Origin of the sequence: Allobosea sp. (assembly GCF_051860145.1) — a bacterium.
Taxonomy (GTDB): domain Bacteria; phylum Pseudomonadota; class Alphaproteobacteria; order Rhizobiales; family Beijerinckiaceae; genus Allobosea.
In genome coordinates, this window is sequence record NZ_JBHYEM010000001.1 from 149,118 (window position 1) to 168,391 (window position 19,274).

Annotated in this window: 18 protein-coding genes; 11 read left to right on the forward strand and 7 right to left on the reverse strand. The window is 67.2% G+C overall.

Going from position 1 to position 19,274, the window contains the following annotated elements; all coding sequences use genetic code 11:
* The first annotated feature begins 15 nt into the window (after positions 1 to 15).
* On the forward strand, positions 16 to 483 hold the full coding sequence (locus tag ACTIF2_RS00720) for an Lrp/AsnC family transcriptional regulator (RefSeq protein WP_439495093.1): 468 nt from the start codon (positions 16 to 18) through the stop codon (positions 481 to 483).
* A 12-nt stretch (positions 484 to 495) separates the two neighbouring features.
* Here the strand turns inward: ACTIF2_RS00720 and ACTIF2_RS00725 are convergent, their stop codons facing one another.
* Positions 496 to 1,389 carry a hypothetical protein gene (locus ACTIF2_RS00725; protein WP_439495094.1) on the reverse strand — a complete coding sequence of 298 codons (894 nt, stop codon included), beginning with the start codon at positions 1,387 to 1,389 and terminating at the stop codon, positions 496 to 498.
* A 333-nt stretch (positions 1,390 to 1,722) separates the two neighbouring features.
* Here ACTIF2_RS00725 and dnaK point away from each other — a divergent pair, with 333 nt between their 5' ends.
* The 3 genes from dnaK to dnaJ all read left to right on the forward strand — a co-directional run bounded on the left by dnaK (position 1,723) and on the right by dnaJ (position 5,489).
* Complete coding sequence (dnaK, locus tag ACTIF2_RS00730; protein ID WP_439495095.1) at positions 1,723 to 3,645, forward strand: molecular chaperone DnaK; 1,923 nt, start codon at positions 1,723 to 1,725, stop codon at positions 3,643 to 3,645.
* Between the two features lie 78 nt (positions 3,646 to 3,723).
* Complete coding sequence (locus ACTIF2_RS00735; protein WP_439495096.1) at positions 3,724 to 4,350, forward strand: hypothetical protein; 627 nt, start codon at positions 3,724 to 3,726, stop codon at positions 4,348 to 4,350.
* Positions 4,350 to 5,489, forward strand: a complete 1,140-nt coding sequence (gene dnaJ / locus ACTIF2_RS00740; RefSeq protein WP_439495097.1) for a molecular chaperone DnaJ — start codon at positions 4,350 to 4,352, stop codon at positions 5,487 to 5,489. Before ACTIF2_RS00735 ends, dnaJ begins: the two co-directional genes overlap by 1 nt.
* A gap of 193 nt (positions 5,490 to 5,682) precedes the next feature.
* Here dnaJ and ACTIF2_RS00745 read toward each other — a convergent pair whose 3' ends face one another.
* Positions 5,683 to 5,874 (reverse strand): CsbD family protein, encoded by a 192-nt coding sequence (locus ACTIF2_RS00745; RefSeq protein WP_439495098.1) that lies wholly within the window; start codon positions 5,872 to 5,874, stop codon positions 5,683 to 5,685.
* A gap of 176 nt (positions 5,875 to 6,050) precedes the next feature.
* Positions 6,051 to 6,863 carry a helix-turn-helix domain-containing protein gene (locus tag ACTIF2_RS00750; protein ID WP_439495099.1) on the reverse strand — a complete coding sequence of 271 codons (813 nt, stop codon included), beginning with the start codon at positions 6,861 to 6,863 and terminating at the stop codon, positions 6,051 to 6,053.
* A 141-nt stretch (positions 6,864 to 7,004) separates the two neighbouring features.
* Here ACTIF2_RS00750 and ACTIF2_RS00755 point away from each other — a divergent pair, with 141 nt between their 5' ends.
* The 3 genes from ACTIF2_RS00755 (at position 7,005) to fdhF (ending at position 12,028) form a co-directional block, all read left to right on the forward strand.
* Positions 7,005 to 7,412, forward strand: a complete 408-nt coding sequence (locus ACTIF2_RS00755) for a hypothetical protein (protein ID WP_439495100.1) — start codon at positions 7,005 to 7,007, stop codon at positions 7,410 to 7,412.
* A gap of 147 nt (positions 7,413 to 7,559) precedes the next feature.
* On the forward strand, positions 7,560 to 9,248 hold the full coding sequence (locus tag ACTIF2_RS00760) for an NADH-ubiquinone oxidoreductase-F iron-sulfur binding region domain-containing protein (protein ID WP_439495592.1): 1,689 nt from the start codon (positions 7,560 to 7,562) through the stop codon (positions 9,246 to 9,248).
* Entirely contained in the window at positions 9,245 to 12,028 is a 2,784-nt protein-coding gene (gene fdhF, locus ACTIF2_RS00765) for a formate dehydrogenase subunit alpha (protein WP_439495101.1), read from the forward strand. Before ACTIF2_RS00760 ends, fdhF begins: the two co-directional genes overlap by 4 nt.
* A 99-nt stretch (positions 12,029 to 12,127) precedes the next feature.
* Here fdhF and ACTIF2_RS00770 read toward each other — a convergent pair whose 3' ends face one another.
* Complete coding sequence (locus tag ACTIF2_RS00770; protein ID WP_439495102.1) at positions 12,128 to 13,153, reverse strand: magnesium and cobalt transport protein CorA; 1,026 nt, start codon at positions 13,151 to 13,153, stop codon at positions 12,128 to 12,130.
* Between the two features lie 431 nt (positions 13,154 to 13,584).
* On the opposite strand from ACTIF2_RS00770, the gene ACTIF2_RS00775 reads away from it, so the two are divergent.
* The 3 genes from ACTIF2_RS00775 to ACTIF2_RS00785 all read left to right on the forward strand — a co-directional run bounded on the left by ACTIF2_RS00775 (position 13,585) and on the right by ACTIF2_RS00785 (position 16,404).
* A complete protein-coding gene (locus ACTIF2_RS00775) occupies positions 13,585 to 13,755 on the forward strand; it encodes a hypothetical protein (RefSeq protein WP_439495103.1) in 171 nt (56 codons plus the stop codon).
* 76 nt (positions 13,756 to 13,831) lie between these two features.
* The gene (locus ACTIF2_RS00780; protein ID WP_439495104.1) at positions 13,832 to 14,695 is read left to right on the forward strand and encodes a DUF4118 domain-containing protein; all 864 of its coding nucleotides are present in this window, start codon (positions 13,832 to 13,834) and stop codon (positions 14,693 to 14,695) included.
* 137 nt (positions 14,696 to 14,832) lie between these two features.
* Entirely contained in the window at positions 14,833 to 16,404 is a 1,572-nt protein-coding gene (locus ACTIF2_RS00785) for an alkaline phosphatase D family protein (protein WP_439495105.1), read from the forward strand.
* Between the two features lie 87 nt (positions 16,405 to 16,491).
* Here ACTIF2_RS00785 and ACTIF2_RS00790 read toward each other — a convergent pair whose 3' ends face one another.
* Complete coding sequence (locus ACTIF2_RS00790) at positions 16,492 to 16,794, reverse strand: Atu4866 domain-containing protein (protein ID WP_439495593.1); 303 nt, start codon at positions 16,792 to 16,794, stop codon at positions 16,492 to 16,494.
* A gap of 60 nt (positions 16,795 to 16,854) precedes the next feature.
* On the reverse strand, positions 16,855 to 17,325 hold the full coding sequence (locus tag ACTIF2_RS00795; protein ID WP_439495594.1) for a carboxymuconolactone decarboxylase family protein: 471 nt from the start codon (positions 17,323 to 17,325) through the stop codon (positions 16,855 to 16,857).
* Between the two features lie 163 nt (positions 17,326 to 17,488).
* On the opposite strand from ACTIF2_RS00795, the gene ACTIF2_RS00800 reads away from it, so the two are divergent.
* Complete coding sequence (locus tag ACTIF2_RS00800; protein WP_439495106.1) at positions 17,489 to 18,382, forward strand: LysR family transcriptional regulator; 894 nt, start codon at positions 17,489 to 17,491, stop codon at positions 18,380 to 18,382.
* An 88-nt stretch (positions 18,383 to 18,470) separates the two neighbouring features.
* On the opposite strand, the gene ACTIF2_RS00805 is transcribed toward ACTIF2_RS00800, so the two are convergent.
* Positions 18,471 to 19,271 carry a MetQ/NlpA family ABC transporter substrate-binding protein gene (locus tag ACTIF2_RS00805; protein WP_439495107.1) on the reverse strand — a complete coding sequence of 267 codons (801 nt, stop codon included), beginning with the start codon at positions 19,269 to 19,271 and terminating at the stop codon, positions 18,471 to 18,473.
* Positions 19,272 to 19,274 lie beyond the last annotated feature (3 nt).

Genomic DNA, 19,274 nt, shown 5'->3' on the forward strand with positions numbered 1-19,274 from the left:
AGATAGGCCGAGAGAATGGATGCGATCGACCGTAAGATCCTGACTGTCCTGCAGAACGACGCCAATATCTCGATCGCGGAACTCGCCGACCGCGTCGGGCTTTCCCAGACGCCGTGCTGGAAGCGGATTCAGCGGCTGGAAGCCAATGGCGTCATCACCAAGCGCGTCGCGCTGGTGGCGCCGGAGAAGATCGGTCTCGGCCTGACCGTCTTCGTCCAGATCGAGACCGCCGACCATTCCGGCCCCTGGCTGGAAAAATTCGCGCAGATGGTCGCGTCGATGCCGGAGGTGATGGAATTCTACCGGATGGCCGGCGATGTCGACTACATGCTGCGCGTCGTCGTCGCCGACATGGCCGCCTATGACGGCTTCTACAAAAGGCTGATCGAGACGATCCCGCTGAAGAACGTCACCTCGCGCTTCGCCATGGAGCGGATCAAGGCGACGACCGCCTACAAGGTGCCGGACCTGCCCAAGGCGTGACCGGCGCCGCCGTCACTGCGTCGGCGGGGCCGGAGGCGGCGCAGCGGGGCGAGCGACGGCGGGGCGCGCCGGGCGCGGTCGCTCGGGCTTCGGCTCCGGCAGGCCGAGCCGCGCCCGGATCGAGGCCGCCCGCGCCTCGGTGATGCGCGCCGCGCAGAAGCCGAGCGCGCCCTCGCGCTGGAAATCGCGGCAGATCAGCTCGCGTTCCGAGGTGAAGCCCGCCTGTTCGCGCGCGATCGCCCGCTGGTCGGATGGATCGGACTTGGCGGTGAGCGCGCGATAGCCCTCGCGCACCGCGCGCTCGGCCTTGCCGCGGTCGGCCTCGATCTCCCGGGAGCGCGCCGTGAGATTGCGCGCATCCGGCCCCCAGAGCCCGCGCGCATCGACCCGGCAGGCCGCCGCCTCGATGACGCAGGGCTGCACCGGCTCGACCACGAGGAAAGCGCCGTCGAGCACGTCGAAGACGATCGGGCAGGCGGAGGCTTCGAGCTTGTAGCGCGGCACACCGGCCGGGCGGCCGACCGCCGTCACCGGCAGGGGCGCGTCGCCGAAGGAGATGGCGCAGGGCTCGGTCAGGTTGTCGACCTGGAAACCGGCGGCATTCAGCTTGAGCCCATAGCCCGAGGCTGTCTTGTCGAAGACGGCCTCGCCGAAGCCGCCATTGCGCCGGAGCACCCGCCCGGCGATCGATTCCTCGGTGGGCAGCCTGATCGCCGGCATCGAGGGAGCGCGGGGCTCGCGCGGCTTGCTCGCTGCTCCCGGCGGCGGCGCCTGATGCGCTCCCGGCGCGTTGAAGGGCTGCGCGCCGGGCAATTGCAGCGGCTGCGCCTGCGCAAGACCAGCCGGGCCGGCAACCGCCAGCATCGCGAAGATCTTGAAAGCAGTGCGGCCGGGTCTCGTCAGCATTGGGCGCCGTGGAACTGGAAACGCAATCTTCTGCATGAAATGCCGATTACGCACGCGCAAGAGCAGCGGCGCAACACTCCGCAGCAATGATGCGCCGCCGATCGGTGCCCGCCCCATCCGCTCCATCGCCCGATTCTTAATCCGGCTCCGTGTCTTGCAAGGGTGGGAACACCCTCACTATATACGCCGCCAAGAGGCGGTTTGACGACCGCGTAACGTGGAATGCCGGTTTCGTTCGCCGCGACAGGCGGGGGCGAGCCGGTCCATGGGCCGGCAGGCGGCGTGGAATGCGTCGCAGGCCGGCGATCTGCTCAATCGAAAGGGATCCCGTCCATGGGTAAAGTAATCGGTATCGACCTCGGCACGACCAACTCCTGCGTTGCAGTGATGGAGGGGTCCACGCCCAAGGTCATCGAGAATTCCGAGGGCGCGCGCACCACGCCTTCCATCGTCGCCATCACCGATGACGGCGAGCGGCTGGTCGGCCAGCCGGCCAAGCGCCAGGCGGTGACGAATCCTGAGCGCACCTTCTTCGCCATCAAGCGCCTCATCGGCCGGACCTTCGACGATCCGATGACGAAGAAGGACATGAATCTCGTCCCCTACAAGATCAAGAAGTCCTCGACCGGCGACGCCTGGGTCGAGGCCGACGGCACCGATTATTCGCCCTCGCAGATCTCCGCCTTCACGCTGACGAAGATGAAGGAGACCGCGGAGGCCTATCTCGGCCAGCCCGTCACCCAGGCGGTCATCACGGTGCCTGCCTATTTCAACGACGCCCAGCGCCAGGCCACCAAGGATGCCGGCCGCATCGCCGGGCTCGAGGTGCTGCGCATCATCAACGAGCCGACCGCGGCCGCGCTCGCCTACGGGCTCGACAAGAAGACCACCGGCACGATCGCGGTCTATGACCTCGGCGGCGGCACCTTCGACGTCTCTATCCTCGAGATCGGCGACGGCGTCTTCGAGGTGAAGTCGACCAATGGCGACACCTTCCTCGGCGGCGAGGATTTCGACATGCGCCTCGTCGAGTATCTCGCCGAGGAGTTCAAGCGCGAGCAGGGCATCGACCTGAAGAAGGACAAGCTCGCCCTGCAGCGCCTGAAGGAGGCGGCCGAGAAGGCCAAGATCGAGCTCTCGACCACCGCCCAGACCGAGATCAACCTGCCCTATATCACCGCCGACGCCTCGGGGCCGAAGCACCTCGCCATCAAGCTCTCGCGCGCCAAGTTCGAGAGCCTGGTCGAGGATCTGGTCCAGCGCACCATCGAGCCCTGCCGCAAGGCGCTCAAGGATGCGGGCCTGTCGGCCGGCCAGATCGACGAGGTCGTCCTCGTCGGCGGCATGACGCGCATGCCGAAGGTGCAGGAGGTGGTGAAGCAGTTCTTCGGCAAGGAGCCGCATAAGGGCGTCAATCCGGACGAGGTCGTCGCCATCGGCGCCGCCATCCAGGCCGGCGTGCTGCAGGGCGACGTCAAGGACGTGCTGCTGCTCGACGTGACCCCGCTCTCGCTCGGCATCGAGACGCTGGGTGGTGTCTTCACGCGTCTGATCGACCGCAACACCACGATCCCGACCAAGAAGAGCCAGGTCTTCTCCACCGCCGAGGACAACCAGGGCGCGGTGACGATCCGGGTCTTCCAGGGCGAGCGCGAGATGGCGGCCGACAACAAGATGCTCGGCCAGTTCGACCTGATGGGCATTCCGCCGGCGCCGCGCGGCATGCCGCAGATCGAGGTGACCTTCGACATCGACGCCAACGGCATCGTCTCGGTGACGGCGAAGGACAAGGCCACCAACAAGGAGCAGCAGATCCGCATCCAGGCGTCCGGCGGTCTCTCCGAGGCCGACATCCAGAAGATGGTCAAGGACGCCGAGGCGAACGCCGCCGAGGACAAGAAGCGCCGCGAGCTGGTCGAGGCCAGGAACCAGGGCGAGAGCCTCGTGCACTCGACCGAGAAGTCGCTGAAGGACTATGGCGACAAGGTCTCCGCCGCCGACAAGACGGCGATCGAGACCGCGCTCGACGCACTCAAGGCGGCCCTGCCCGAGGACAATGCCGAGACCATCACCTCGCGCACGACCGACCTGATGCAGGCCTCGATGAAGCTCGGCGAAGCCATGTACGCGGCGAGCCAGACCGAAGGCGCGGCAGCCGAGGGCGGCGAAGCCGAGTCCAGCGAGGCCAAGAAGGACGACGTCATCGACGCCGACTTCAAGGATGTCAGCGACGACGACAAAAAGAAGAGCGCGTAATCGCGCATCTTCTTCCAGTGCGAGCTGGGGGCCGGATAGCTATCGCTATCCGGTCATGGCCATGGGGGAGATTGGAACGTGGGAACGTCCGGCGGCAATCTTCCGCCTTCGCCAGTCGGTCGCCCTTCTTCCCGGACGTTTCCGTACGCGACCGTGGCCGTCGCGGTGATTTTGACCGCTGTGGTCCCGCTGGGCTTCGCAATCTTCGCCTTGTCGATCCGTTACGTGAACGGTCAGAAGGCCTTGATCAGGACTGTCGAACGAATCTGCATCCTGAACCATAGGATCGGGAAGGAAAGAGTCCTCGTTCGCCAGTTCATCAACTGTGATGACTTTGAAACGGAGCGTGCCGCACTCTCCGGCCAGTATGTGGGATGGGAGTATGGCCGTCGCGTTCGTATCGAAACTGAACTGCGTGGAAAGCCTTTCTTCGCCCAGCTGGACATGTCACTAGCGGAACTGCAGCAAGCCGATCGAGGCGGAGAACTCTGGATTGCCCGTATGGAGCATCCGCGCCAGACGATCGTGGTGATGCCCGATTGGACTTATGTGTTCAGCCCGGTGACTAGGACGATCGAATTTTTTCGCGATAACCCAGGAATCTGGGCGGTGCCGCTAGCGCCCCTGGTTTTGAAATTCATGATGGACTTGGCAATCATGCTCTACCGCATGGTCTTTCGACGTCAGGCCGGAGGGCCGACCTGATGTCCAAGCGCGACTATTACGAGGTTCTCGGCGTCTCGAAGACCGCGAGCGATGCGGAGCTGAAAGGCGCCTTCCGCAAGCTCGCGATGCAGTGCCATCCCGACCGCCACCCCGGCGATCATGCGGCCGAGGCCAAGTTCAAGGAGCTGAACGAGGCCTATCAGATCCTCGCCGACGGCCAGAAGCGCGGCGCCTATGACCGCTACGGCCATGCCGCCTTCGAGAATGGCAGCGCCGGCCCCGGCAATGGCGCCGATTTCTCCGACTTCATGTCGGATATCTTCGATTCCTTCTTCGGCGATGCGCGCGGGCGCGGCGGGCCACGCGGCGCCAATGGCCGCGAACGCGGCGCCGACCTGCGCTACAATCTCGAGATCGGCCTCGACGAGGCCTTCGCCGGCAAGAACGCCTCGATCCGGGTGCCGACCTCGATCGCTTGCGAAGCCTGCACCGGCACCGGCGCCAAGCCGGGCTCGACCTCTCGCCCCTGCCCGACCTGCGGCGGCCATGGCCGCGTGCGGGCGAATCAGGGCTTCTTCTCGGTCGAGCGCACCTGCCCGACCTGCGGCGGGCGCGGCGAGGTCATCGACGATCCCTGCAAGAACTGCTCGGGCGCCGGCCGCGTCACGCGCGAGCGCACGCTCTCGGTCAACATCCCGGCCGGCGTCGAGGACGGCACGCGCATCCGCCTCGCCGGCGAGGGCGAGGCCGGGCTGCGCGGCGGGCCGGCGGGCGATCTCTACATCTTCCTCTCGATCAAGCCGCACGCGATCTTCCAGCGCGACGGCGCCGACCTGTTCTGCCGGGTGCCGCTCGGCCTGACCTCGGCGGCGCTCGGCGGCGAGATCGAGGTGCCGACGCTGACCGGCGAGAAGGCGCGGGTGAAGATCCCGGAAGGCACCCAGAGCGGCAAGCAGTTCCGGCTCAAGGCCAAGGGCATGAGCGTGCTGCGCTCGCGCGAGGTCGGCGACCTCTATATCGAGGTCGTGGTCGAGACCCCGCAGAAGCTGACCGCGCGCCAGCGCGAGCTGCTGCTGGAATTCGAGCGCGAATGCTCGCACTCGACCCATCCCGAGACCGCCGGCTTCTTCGGCCGGGTCAAGGATTTCCTCGGCGGCATCAGCGGCGGGGCGGCTTGAGCCGGTATTTCCAGCCCTCATCCTGAGGAGCCGCGCAGCGGCGTCTCGAAGGATGATCCAGTAAACCGCTGGAGCATCCTTCGAGACGCGATCTGCGATCGCTCCTCAGGATGAGGGCTTCGAAACGCAAAGAAAAGGGCGGGCGACCCCTGAGGTCACCCGCCCTTTCTTCGATCGAGGTCGCTGACTCGCGTCAGGCCTTGTCGACCACCTTCTTCACCGCATCCTTGGTCTTCCCGACCGCCTGCTGGGCTTCGCCCTTGCGTTCCTGGGCGATGCCCTTGGCCTGAAGGCCGGGCTTGTTCATCGCCTTGCCGGCCGCCTGCTTGACGTTGCCGGTAGCCTCGTTGGCCATGCCCTTGATCTTGTCGGCGGTGCTGCCCATGGGATCGTTCCTCTCAAAAAAACCACGCCGCATCAGCGGCTTGTGTGAAAACAACGGGCGAAACGGGCAAAGGTTCCGGAGGACACGTCATTCTCGGGCTTGACCCGAGAATCTCTGGCAGGATAGGGCGCTCTTCCGTCCCGAGATGCTCGGGTCAAGCCCGAGCATGACGAATTCTACGCCGCAGCCAGCGCCCGCAGCGCTTCGGCCGTCTCCGCATTCGCCGGGAAGAAGGTTTCCAGCGCCAGCTCGGACAAGGTGATGTCGACCGGCGTGCCGAAGACCGTGGTGGTCGAGATCAGCGACAGCGTCCGATCGCCGAGCTTCAACTGCATGGGCACGACGATGGCCGCCTCAGTCTCGCTGTCCGCCACATGCCCCTTGCGCACGGGCTGCGGCGGCGCGGGATAGGTCAGGAGCTCGACCAGGAGATCGGCGAGGACCGGGTCGGCCGTCGCCCTGATCTGCTGGCGCAGGCGCGCGATCAGATGGCCCCGCCATTCGCCGAGATTGGCGATGAAGGGCGCGAGCCCACCCGGATGCAGGCTCAGGCGAAGCACGTTGACCGGCGGGCGCAACAGATCGGCATCCGCGACGATTCCGAGCAGCGGCGCGACGGCGCCGTTGGCGGCCAGCAGCGTCCAGTGCCGGTCGACCGCGATCGCCGGATAGGGCTCATGGCCCTTCAGAACGAGATCGATCGCCGCCTTGGCGGCCTGGAGGCCGGGATCCTCGAGCGAGCGCTCGAGATAGACCGGCGCATAGCCGGCCGCGAGCAGCAGCGCATTGCGCTCGCGCAGCGGCACGCCGAGATATTCGGCGAGGTGCAGGACCATGTCGCGGCTCGGCGCCGAGCGCCCGCTCTCGATGAAGCTGAGATGCTTCTGCGAGATCTCGGCCTCGAGCGCGAGATCGAGCTGGCTGAGCCGGCGCAGCTGGCGCCAGTCGCGGATGAGATGGCCGACGGTCGGCTGGTGATGCCTGTTCATGGTCCTGACTCTAGCGGCGCGTCCGCCCGGTTCCAATTACCTCTCGCTTAATCGACCCGCCGCCATGACGGCGTCAGCATGGCCTCCATCAGCAACGGCCCCGACCGGACACCGGACGCGGCCCAGACAGGAGACCAAGCCATGTCGATGATCCAGTCCTCCCGTTTCCTGCGCAACGCGCTCGCCCTCGACGCCGCCGCCTGCGCCGCCACCGGCCTTCTGCTCTCGCTCGCGGCAGCGCCGCTCTCGGGCCTGCTCGGCTTCCCCGAGGCTTTCCTGAGGGGCGCGGGCCTCGTGCTGCTGCCCTGCGCCGCCGCGCTCGCCTTTCTTGCCAGCCGGGCGAGCCTGCCGCGCCTCGCGATCTACGCAGTAATCGGCGTCAACATCCTCTGGGTCGCCGACAGCCTGCTGATCCTCGTCGCCGGCTGGTTTTCGCCGAGCGGCCTCGGCATCGCCTTCGTGCTCGCCCAGGCGGCGGCGGTCGCGGTGGTCACCGAGCTCGAGGTGATCGGCCTCAAGCGCTCGAGCAGCGCCGCCAGCTTCGCCTGATATCAGCCGCTCACCATGACGCCCTCCGGCAATGCCGGGGGGCGATCTGTCGTTTACGCGACCCGATGCGTCGCGCCGCCGCCTTGCGGCGCATGGCGACATCGGCTCATCTCTCCCGCAACGGGAGGACATATAAACGGCATGACAATGGCCGATCCAAGCGGGCCGAGGCGCGACGCAGGCGCCCGGCGGCCGCGTTTCACGCCCAAGGGGCGCGCGCTCGACCATGAGGCGCTGGCCGAGATCCGGGCCCTGCTCGCCGGCGAAGAGCCGAGCCGCGACCGCCTGATCGAATATCTCCATCTGATCCAGGACCGCTACGGGGCGCTGCAGGCGCGCCATCTCAAGGCGCTGGCCGAGGCGATGCGCCTCTCGGAGGCCGAGATTTTCGAGGTCGCCTCGTTCTACCACCATTTCGACATCGTCAAGGACGGCGAGACCGTCCCTGCCCCGCTCACCATCCGCGTTTGCGATTCGCTGTCGTGCATGATGGCGGGCGCCGAAGCCGTGATCGCCGGGCTGCAGGGAGCGGTCGACCCCGACCGCATCCGGGTGCTGCGCGCGCCCTGCATCGGGCGCTGCGCCGAGGCTCCTGCCGCGATGGTCGGCAGGAACGGGCTCGGCCATGTCGATGCCGCGGGCCTGGCCGAGGTGGCTCGGCTGGACGAGCGCGATCCCATCCTGCCGCGCGCGGTCCGGCTCGACGCCTACCGCGCCGCCGGCGGCTATCGCCTGCATTTCGCCTGCCGGGCGGGCGAGCGCAGCCCGGACGAGCTGATCGCGCTTCTGTCCGATGCCGGCCTGCGCGGGCTCGGCGGCGCCGGTTTCCCGGCCGGCAAGAAATGGCAGAGCGTGCGCTCCTTCCCCGGCCCGCGCCTGATGACGATCAATGCCGACGAGGGCGAGCCCGGCACCTTCAAGGACCGCTACTGGCTGGAGCGCGACCCGCATCGCATGCTGGAGGGCGCGCTGGTCGCGGCCTGGGCCGTCCAGGCCGAGCGCATCTACCTCTATCTGCGCGACGAGTATCCGCATCTGCATCTTTTGCTCGGAGAGGAGATCGCGGCGCTGGAGGCGGCTGCGATCTGCCCGCCCGGCTTCATCGTGCTGCGTCGCGGCGCCGGCGCCTATATCTGCGGCGAAGAGAGCGCGATGATCGAGAGCCTCGAGGGCAAGCGCGGCCTGCCGCGCCACCGGCCGCCCTTCATCGCCGAGCGCGGCCTGTTCGGCCGGCCGACGATGAACCACAATGTCGAGACCTTGTTCTGGCTGCGCGACATCGTCGAGAGGGGGCCGGACTGGTTTTCGGCCCAAGGTGTGCGCGGGGCCAAGGGATTCCGTTCCTGGTCGGTCTCCGGCCGTGTCGCGCGGCCGGGCGTCGTCGTCGCGCCGGCGGGCTCGACCGCGAAGGAGCTGATCGCGCTCACTGGTGGCATGGCGCCAGGCCATCGCCTCGCCGGCTATCTGCCGGGCGGCGCCTCGGGCGGCATCCTGCCGGCCACCCTCGCCGAGGAGCCGCTCGATTTCGGCACGCTCGACAAGCATGGCTGCTTCATCGGCAGCCATGCCGTGGTCATCTTGTCGGATCAGGATGATCTGCGCGCGGTGGCGCAAAACCTCCTCGCCTTCTTCGCTCATGAGAGCTGCGGGCAATGCACGCCCTGCCGCGCCGGGACGGAGAAGATGCATAGGCTGCTGAAGGCGCCGCGCTGGGACAAGGCCCTGCTCGGCGATCTCGACCAGGTGATGCGGGACGCCTCGATCTGCGGGCTGGGCCAGGCCGCGCCGAACCCGGTGCGCAGCATCCTGCGCTTCTTCCCGGAGGTGGCGGGATGACCGGCACCATCCGCTTCACGCTCGACGGCCACGCGGTCGAGGCCGGGCCCGACGAGACGATCTGGGAGGTCGCACAGCGCGAAGGCACCACGATCCCGCATCTCTGCCACCGGCCGAAGCCGGGCTACCGGCCGGACGGCAATTGCCGCGCCTGCATGGTCGAGATCGAGGGCGAGCGCGTGCTCGCCGCCTCCTGCATCCGCAAGCCCGCGCCGGAGATGAAGGTCACCAGCGCCTCGGAGCGCGCCATCAGCGCCCGCAAGCTGGTGATGGAGCTGCTCGTCGCCGACCAGCCGCCCCGCGAGAGCGCGCATGACGCCGCCTCGCCCCTCTGGAGCTTCGCCGACGCACAAGGCGTCGCGGTGAGCCGCTTCCCCTCGCGCTGGAATGGCGAGGACGGCATCCATCCGCCGCATCAGGACCTGTCGCACCCCGCGATGGCGGTCAATCTCGATGCCTGCATCGCCTGCGGCCTGTGCGAGCGCGGCTGCCGCGAGGTCCAGGTCAACGACGTCATCGGCATGGGCTTTCGCGGCGAGGCGCACCGGCCGGTCTTCGATCTCGACGACGCGATGCGGGCCTCGACCTGCGTCGGCTGCGGCGAATGCGTCGAGGCCTGCCCGACCGGGGCGCTGATGCCGAAATCGATCCTCGACATGGCGACGCAGGTCGGCAGCCGCGGCGCCGACGAGAGCGTCGCCAGCGTCTGCCCCTATTGCGGCGTCGGCTGCCAGGTTTCGTTCAAGGTCCGTGACGGGGCGATCGCCTATGTCGAGGGTCGCGACGGCCCGGCCAACGAGAACCGGCTCTGCGTCAAGGGCCGCTTCGGCTTCGACTATGTCGCGAGCCCGCTGCGGCTGACCCGGCCGCTGATCCGCCGCGAGGGCGCGCCCAAGGGCGTCAATGTCGACCCGGCGAACCTGCTGACGCATTTCCGCGAGGCGAGCTGGGACGAGGCGCTCGCTGCGGCGAGCGAGGGTTTCCTGAAGCTGAAACGCGAGCATGGCGGGCGCAGCGTCGCCGGCTTCGGCTCGGCCAAGGGCTCGAACGAGGAGGCCTATCTCTTCCAGAAGCTGATCCGCCAGGCTTTCGGCCACAACAATATCGACCATTGCACCAGGCTCTGCCACGCTTCCTCGGTCGCGGCGCTGATGGAAGGCATCGGCTCGGGCGCGGTCACCGCCGCCTTCAACGAGGCGCTGACATCCGATGTGATCGTCATCATCGGCGCCAATCCGACCGAGAACCATCCGGTCGCCGCGACCTATTTCAAGCAGGCTGTGAAGCGCGGCGCCAAGCTCGTGATGCTCGATCCGCGCGGCACGGCGCTGAAGCGGCACGCCGCGCATCTCCTGCAGTTCCGGCCGGGCAGCGACGTCGCGCTGCTCAATGCGATGATGCATGTCATTCTCGCGGAAGGCCTGCACGACCGCCAGTTCGTCGAGGCCCAGACCGAGGGTTTCGAGCGCCTCAAGGCCCATCTCGACGCCTATCCGCCCGAGGCGATGGCGCCGATCACCGGCATTGCGCCGGAGACCATCCGCACGGTCGCGCGGCTTTATGCCCGGGCCGAACGCGCCATCATCTTCTGGGGCATGGGGGTGAGCCAGCACAGCCACGGCACCGACAATGCCCGCGCCCTGATCTCGCTCGCCATGCTCTGCGGCCAGACCGGGCGGCCGGGCACCGGCCTGCATCCCCTGCGCGGCCAGAACAACGTCCAGGGCGCCTCCGACGCCGGACTTATCCCGATGGTGCTGCCCGACTACCAGAGCGTGACAGACCCCGCCGTGCGGGCCCGCTTCGAGGACCTCTGGGGCACGAAGATCGACCCGCAGCCGGGGCTGACCGTCGTCGAGATCATCGACGCGATCGACCGGCGCGAGATCCGCGGGCTCTATGTCATGGGCGAGAACCCGGCGATGTCCGATCCCGACCTCAACCATGCCCGCCACGCCCTGGCCTGCCTCGACCATCTCGTGGTGCAGGACATCTTCCTGACCGAGACGGCGATGTTCGCCGATGTCGTGCTGCCGGCCTCGGCCTGGCCGGAGAAGACCGGCACCGTCACCAACACCAACCGGCAGGTGCAGATGGGCCGCCCGGCCCTCGCTCCGCCCGGCGAGGCGAGACGCGATTTCGAGATCATCACGCAAATGGCCGAGAAGCTCGGCCTCGACTGGGGCTATGGCCATCCGCGCGAGGTCTTCGCCGAGATGACCCTGGCGATGCCCTCATTCGCCAACATCACCTGGGAGCGGCTCGAGCGCGAGGACGCCGTCGCCTATCCGAGCCTGTCGCCGGAGGATCCGGGCCAGTCGATCGTCTTCGCCGACGCCTTCCCGACACAGAGCGGGCGCGCCAGGCTGGTGCCGGCGAGCGGACTCAGCGCGGCCGAGGTGCCGGACGAGGACTACCCGCTCTATCTCACCACCGGCCGCCAGCTCGAGCATTGGCATACCGGCGCGATGACGCGGCGCGCCAGCGTGCTCGACGCGCTGGAGCCGGCGCCGACGATCTCGATGCACCCCTTCCTGATGCGCCAGCTCGACCTGCTCGCCGGCGAGACCGCGCTGGTGACGACGCGCCGTGGCCGGATTGCGCTCCCCGTGCGCGCGGACGAAGCGCTGCAGCATGACCTCGTCTTCATCCCCTTCGCCTATGTCGAAGCGGCGGCGAACCTCCTGACCAACCCGCAGCTCGACCCGCTGGGGAAGATCCCGGAGTTCAAGGTCTGCGCGGTGCGGGTGGAGAAGCTGCAGGAGATGGCGGCCGAGTGAGGGGGACGGGAACTCGGGTCTGCCGTGGACCCTTGCACCGGCATCTCGAGCGCGCCGCGCACGCAGGCCGCCGATCATCGCGCGGCGGCCATTCTCCGCCTACAGCCACCCGTTACGGCGAAAGCGCCAGTACAGGCTGCCGCAAATGACGACGATGGCCGCAATCACCCCGAAGTAGCCGTACTGCCATTTCAGCTCCGGCATGTGCTCGAAATTCATGCCGTAGATGCCGGCGATCGCGGTCGGAACCGCGAGGATGGCGGCCCAGGCGGCAAGGTGCCGGGTCGTCTCGGTCTGCTGCGCCTGGCCGATCATCAGGCTGGCTTCGAAGGCGAAGGCCAGCACCTCGCGCAAGCTGTCGATCTCCTCCTCGACGCGATGGACATGGTCGGTGACATCGCGGAAGAGCGGCTGCATCTCGGGGTCGAGCGGCTTGACCTCGGCATGCTCCAGGCGGCGGCAGACATCGACGAGCGGCACGACCGCCGTGCGCAGGCGCAGGAGATCGCGACGGAGAAGATAGAGGCGCTCGACGCGCGTCTTGGACAGGGTGCGCTTCAGCACCCGGTCCTCGATGGCGTCGACCTCGGCGGTGATGCTGTCCAGCACCGGCCGGTAATCGTCGACGATGAAGTCGAGGACGGCATAGAGGATGTAGTCCGCCCCGTGCGCGAGTGTCCTGGGACAGGCCTCGCAGTGCTGGCGCACGGCGCCGTAGGAGCGCGACGCCCCGTGGCGGACCGAGACGACGTAGCCACGCCCGACGAAGAGATGCGTCTCGCCGAACGCGATCCGGCCCTCGACCATCTGGGCGGTGCGCGCGACCACGAAGAGAGCGTCGCCATATTGCTCGACCTTGGGCCGCTGATGGGCGTTGTGGGCATCTTCGATGGCGAGTTCATGCAGGTCGAACTGGCGCTGGATCCGGCCGAGCAGCTCATCGGACGGCTCGAAGAGGCCGATCCATACCACGTGATCCGGGCGCTCATGCCAGGCGGCGGCTTCCTCGATGCTGCTGAGCTCCGCGACCTTGCGCCCGCCCGCGTAGACGCTCGCGGCGACGACCCCGGCCTCGTGTAAGGCCAGGTCTTTGGCCAGTGTGCCCGGCTGAAACTGCTCGTTCATCGCCGCATTATGCTCCGAGGGAAACCGGTTGCCCATGGAGCGGCGACCGCCCGCCATGTGCGCCCAGCAGCTATTCTGCGCCCGGCATGTTTTCGATGTGCTTCTGCGCGCTCCTCCATAAGCGTTTCATAAGGGCCAGCGGGATGACGTCTGCCCGAGAGGCGCGCACGTTCCGGCCGATGACGGCGGGAGCTCGTTGGTCGCGGCGTCGTCGTCACTGGTAGAGGAGCTCAGATACGCGCTCGACGACTTGCCCCGGCCCATCGATCGCCGCGCGCTCAATCAGGTTCCGCCGCATAGGCGGGGAGCGTTCAGGCCATCTGTGCGGTTCGAAAAGACCTTACGCCGGCCTTATGCGTCCCCTCGGCGGATCGTATGGCGGGCTTATGCCGATATGACCGATCATCCGCGGTCTCGTGGCGGAGGTTGGAATGGTCACCTGCGAAGCGTCTTTGAGGCGGCGGCGCGAGGCGGTATATCAAGCCACACGCCGCAGCAGGCCGTTCGACGGTATCGCGCGCGACCTGCTGCAGTCCTTCGTCCTGCTGCTTTTGCTCGCCGGCGTCCTGGCTCTGCAGATCTATTTCACGGCCCCCCATTAGGCGAAGGCTGAGAGCGCTGCCGAGCAATGCCGGCGTACCGATGGTGCGGACGAGCACCGGCATGAGGAACGTCGCAATGAGCGCCCAGAGGTCTCCGGAAGAGTTCAAGCTCCTGCCAGAGCCCGGCACGCTGCCGGCCTTGCAGCTGTTCAACGCTCCTTTCGTCGTTCGCTATCTCGTCGCGCTCGCGATGACGGCCATGGCAACGGTGGTGGCTGTCGGGCTCGACAGCGCGGTGACGATCCCGAACCTGTCCCTTGTCTTTGTCGTGCCCGTGCTCATCGCGGCCGTCGCTTTCGGCCTTGGCCCCTCGCTGGGCGCGGCGATCCTCGGGGCCCTTTCCTATAATTTCTTCCTGACCGAGCCGCGCTTCACGCTTCGCGTCGACGACCCCGCCAATATCTGGGCGATCGGGCTGCTCTTTGTCGTCGGCGTCGTTGCGAGCGCCGTGGCATCGACTGCCCGGCACAGGGCGGACGATGCGGCGCTTGGACGGCGGCAGGCCGCGGTCGTGCAGTCCTATAGCCGGGACATCGTCGCAGCCGTCGACCCGAGGGCGATCTTCTCCAGCACCGCCGATGCGCTCGAAGCGCTTTTCCAAGTCCCCGTCGTCGTGATGGCGATGTCGGAGACCTCGGTCGATTTCGTCGAGCGGCGCGGCAAGATCGAGCCTCGCGACGTGGATATCGAGGCGGCGCGGTCGTCGTTGACGACGGGCAAGGTTTCGGTGGCGGACATCTACCCGTTCGATGCCTCGCGCTTCGATTTCTGGCCGGTGATGACGTCTGCGGGAAGCCGGGCCGTCATCGGGCTGGCGTTCGATCCGGAGGAGCGCCCGCCCCATCCGGGCACCCTTGTCGAAATCGTCGCGAGCCTTGTTGCCCTGGCTCTCGACCGTCAGCATCTCCGATCCGGCCCCGCCGCGCGCCAGGCAGAGTGAGGCGCTCCAGGGTGGCGTTGATCACATCGGCTTTTTCTATCTATCCACCTTCATAAATCTATTTGTCTCACTCCGATGGCATTGGCAGCGTCCTGTGGGGACACCTGCAGACGATCGATCCATCGGAGGCAACGATCATGACGTCCTATACGCGCCGCGATACGCTCGCAGGAGCCATTGGCATCGGCCTGTCGACCTCTCTGGCAACGACCCCGGTCCGAGCGTCCCCGGACGGCATCTTCAAGCTGGGAATCGCCTCGGGAGATCCGTGGCCGGACGGCGTCGTCTTGTGGACGCGGCTGGTCCGCGATGCGCTCGCGGCCGATGGCGGCATGGGCGAGGCGCCCGTCGAGGTGGTCTGGGAGGTGGCACGCGACGAACGCCTGCGGGATGTCGTGCGGACCGGCGTCACCCTGGCCATGCCGGAATTCGCGCATTCGGTGCATGTCGAGGTCGGCGGCCTCGAACCCGGGCGCTCCTATTGGTACCGCTTTCGCGCCGAGAACACCGAGAGCCCGGTCGGCAGAACCCGCACCGCGCCTGCGCCAGGACAACAGGTGTCGCGCCTGCGCTTCGCCGCGGCCGCATGCCAGCACTGGATGTACGGGAACTGGGCGGCCTATCATCGGATGGCCGAAGACGACCTCGATTTCGTCCTGCATCTGGGAGACTACATCTACGAGGCTCCGTCATCGAGCCAGGCCGCCGTCAAGCAGAAGGTCCGCGACGTTCCCATCGATGTCCCGAAGACGCTGGCCGACTATCGCCGGATGCATTCCTGGTACAAGACCGACCCGGCGATCCAGACGGCGCATGCCGCCTTTCCCTGGATCGCGATCTGGGACGATCACGACGTCGAGAACGACTATGCCGGGAACCATGCTCCCGGCCGGCCTCCGACGGCGACGTTCCTGCGGCAGCGTGCTGCGGCCTATCAGGCCTATTGGGAGCACATGCCACTGAGGAACGCGCAGCGCCCGCTCGGGCCGGACGCGCTCCTCTATCGGCGCCTGGCCTTCGGCGACCTGATCGACCTCGTCATGCTCGACGAACGGCAATATCGCTCGCCGCTCGCCTGCCCGCCGCCGGCGCCAAAACTCGACCGGAGCCGCCTGGTATCGGCCGCCGAATGCGCCGATGCGTTCAGCCCGGAGCGGACTATGCTCGGGCTGGACCAGGAGAGCTGGCTGGCGCGCTGCCTTGCCGAGCCGGCTCGCGCACGCTGGCTGCTGCTCGGGCAGCAGCTCATGTTCTCGCCCTTCGAGCGCAAGATGAAATCCGGGATCGGCTTCTCCACCGACGGCTGGGGCGGCTACGCGGCGGCGCATCAGCGCGTCGTCGACCTCATCGCCGCGCGACCGAGCCGCGACACCGTCGTCCTCGGCGGCGATATCCACGGTTTCGTCGCCTCGAACGTGCCATCCCGGCAACAGGATCTGCGCTCGGAGGCCGTGGCGGCGCATATCGTCTGCGGGACCATCAGCTCGCGCCTGGGCGATCACAAGGGGTATATCGAATCGCTTCCGGACAATCCGCATATCCAGTTCGTCGACGCTCAACGTCACGGCTACACGCGCTGCACCTTCACGCGAGACCGCGCTTCATTCGAATTTCGCGTCGTCGACGACGTTCGTGACCCGATGTCCAATCTCGACACCCTGGCGGCCTTCGAGACCGAATGGGGCGCCGCCGGCTTGCGGCGCGTTTGACGGCGGGAGAACGCGCGAGGACGGAGTCTCCTTGTAGCGCTCGGCGATAAAGGCGCTGCAACATGACGCTGCGACCCATCGATAAGCTCACCTCGTTCGCCGGAACACCATGCCGCCATGGTGCAGCGTGTCCTCGTCGACGAATGTGCCGTCGGCGGTGAAGCCGGTATCGTCCCAGTAGTCGATATGGGTGCCACGAACTTCGTAGCGGCCCCGATAGGCGCTCTCCCTGGAGCCCCTTGCCTCGTCGTAGCGACCGTTCGGCAGAAGCTCATGCCGGATATGGCCGTCGGAGGTCACCCACATGCCGACATAAGGGTGGCTCTGCGCCGGCTGTGGTCGCGTCTGGGATTGTGCGGTCATTTGCGCGTGAGCCCTGTCGATTGGCATGAACGAAAAACTGAGGAGAGCGGAAAGTGCCAGCAGCGGAAGCTCTTTCAAGGCGCCCTCCTACTGCTTGCCCGCCGGCGTGGCACGCCGCTCGGCAAAGAGCTCCGACAGCGCCTGCGACGCCGTGATCGCGCGCGGGAAGCCGGCCGGAACGGTGACCATGTAGATGATCTCCTTCAGCTCGTTCTCGGACACGCCGATATTGAGCGCATAGCCGGCATGGACCTTCATGAAGGCCGTGTGGCCGGTGGCCGCGAAGGCAGCGACCGCAGCGAGCTGGCGCGTGCGGCTGTCGAGGCCGGGCCGCGACCAGACATCGCCGAGCGCGTAGGCCTCGGTCGCGTCCGCCAGGAAGGGAAACTCCTGCCGCATGCGCTCGAGCGTCGGCTGGGTCACGCCGTTGTTGAGGCTCCTGACGACGGTGTCGCCGCGCTTGCGCCGCTCCTCGGTCGTCTCGGCCATGGTGGGCACCGGCAGCGCGGCGAAAAGCAGGGCCGCCGCCGCAGTGCGCAGTGGAGCGTGCGTGGACATGGTCATGTTGACCTCCTCGTTTGCTGGGGGACGAACCTCGTCGGGAGCCATCCGGCTTCTCCTCTGCTTCTCCGCGTCCGTCGGAGTTGGCAGGACGGTAGAGGCAGGCCATTGTCGCGATAAGCCGTCGACAGCTCTCCAGCCTGGAAAGACATACTAACCAATGAATCCGGATCTGAACGCGCTTGCGGTGTTCACGCTGGTCGCCGAGGAGAGGAGTTTCCGCGCCGCAGCGGACCGGCTCGGCGTCACGCGTTCGGCCGTGAGCCAGACGATCAGGCGGCTCGAGGAGATTCTGGGGATCGCGCTCGTCCAGCGGACGACGCGCAGCGTCAGCCTGACCGAGGCGGGCGAGCGCCTCAACGCATCGTTGGCGCCGGCGATCGCCGAGATCAGGATTGCGATCGAGACCACCGCCAGCCTGCGCGGACGACCGCGCGGGCTGTTGCGCCTCGCCGTCTCGTCGATCGCCGAGACCTTCCTCGCGGGACCGCTCCTCGCGGGGTTCACCTCCGCCTGTCCGGACATCCAGCTCGACATCACGGTGACGGACGAGGAGTTCGACATCGTCACCGAGGGCTATGACGCCGGTGTGCGGCTCGGCGAGGTGATCGAGCAGGACATGATCGCGGTCCCCGTGTCGGGCGACCAGCGCCAGTCAGCCGTCTGCTCGCCGTCATACCTGGAGCGGTTCGGCGCGCCCGGCCATCCGCGCGAGCTTGCGGCCCATCGCTGCATCGGCTGGCGGCCCGCACCGAAGGTCGCGCCCTATCGCTGGGAGTTCGGCGAGGGAGGAAAGGAGTTCGCCGTCGCCGTCTCACCCGAGATCACGACCAACGACATGGCATTGATGATCAAGCTCGCCATCGCCGGCGCCGGCATCACCTTCGGCATGGAGGAGAGCTTCCGCCCGGCGATCGAACGCGGTGAGCTGGTGCCGATCCTCGAAGAATACTGTCCGCGCTTCTCCGGCTTCTACCTTTATTACCCCAGCCGGCGAAACCTCGCGCCAAAGCTGCGCGCATTGATCAACTACCTGCGCGCCAACCTCGCCTGACGCCGATCCCAACAAAAAACCCCGGACGCTCGCGCATCCGGGGTGAAGGTGCCTGGCCGCATCTTGGTGACCAGGTGGGAGGGAGCGGTCACCAGCCGGCGAGGACGGAGCCCTTGAAGCGCTCGGCGACGAAGGCCTTGATCTCGGGGGTGTGGTAGGATTCGAGCAGCGCCTTGACCCAGGGCTTGTCCTTGTCGACTGCGCGCACCGCGATCAGGTTGACATAGGGGCCCTTGGGGTCCTCGCGCAGGATCGCCGAGGTCGGCTCGATCTTGGCGTCGACGGCGTAGTTGGTGTTGATCGCGGCTGCGGCGACGTCGGCGAGCGAGCGCGCCGTCTGGGCGGCCTCGATCTCGATGATCTTCAGCTTCTTCGGGTTCTCGGTGATGTCGGCGACGCTCGGCTTGAAGCCGACGCCGTCCTTGAGCTTGATCACGCCCTTGTCCTGCAGGAGCAGCAGCGAGCGGCCGCCATTGGTCGGATCGTTCTGAATCGCGACCGTGGCGCCGTCCGGCACCTCGGCCCAGCTCTTGTACTTGGCCGAGTAGATGCCGAGCGGGAAGTTCACGGTGAGCCCGACATTGACGAGCTTGAAGCCACGATCCTTCACCTGGTTGTCGAGATAGGGCTGGTTCTGGAAGGAATTGGCCTCGAGCTCGCCGGCGTCGAGCGCCTGGTTCGGCACGACATAGTCGGAGAACTCGATGATCTTGAGGTCGAGGCCCTTCTTGGCGGCGAGCGGCTTCACCTTCTCGAGTATCTCGGCATGGGGGCCGGGCGAGACGCCGATGCGGACGACCTGGCTCTGCTGGGCGAGCGCGGGGGCTGCGAGCGCGAGGCTTAAGGCCAGCGAAGACAGGAGCGCGGCGCGGCGGGTGGTGATGGACATGGT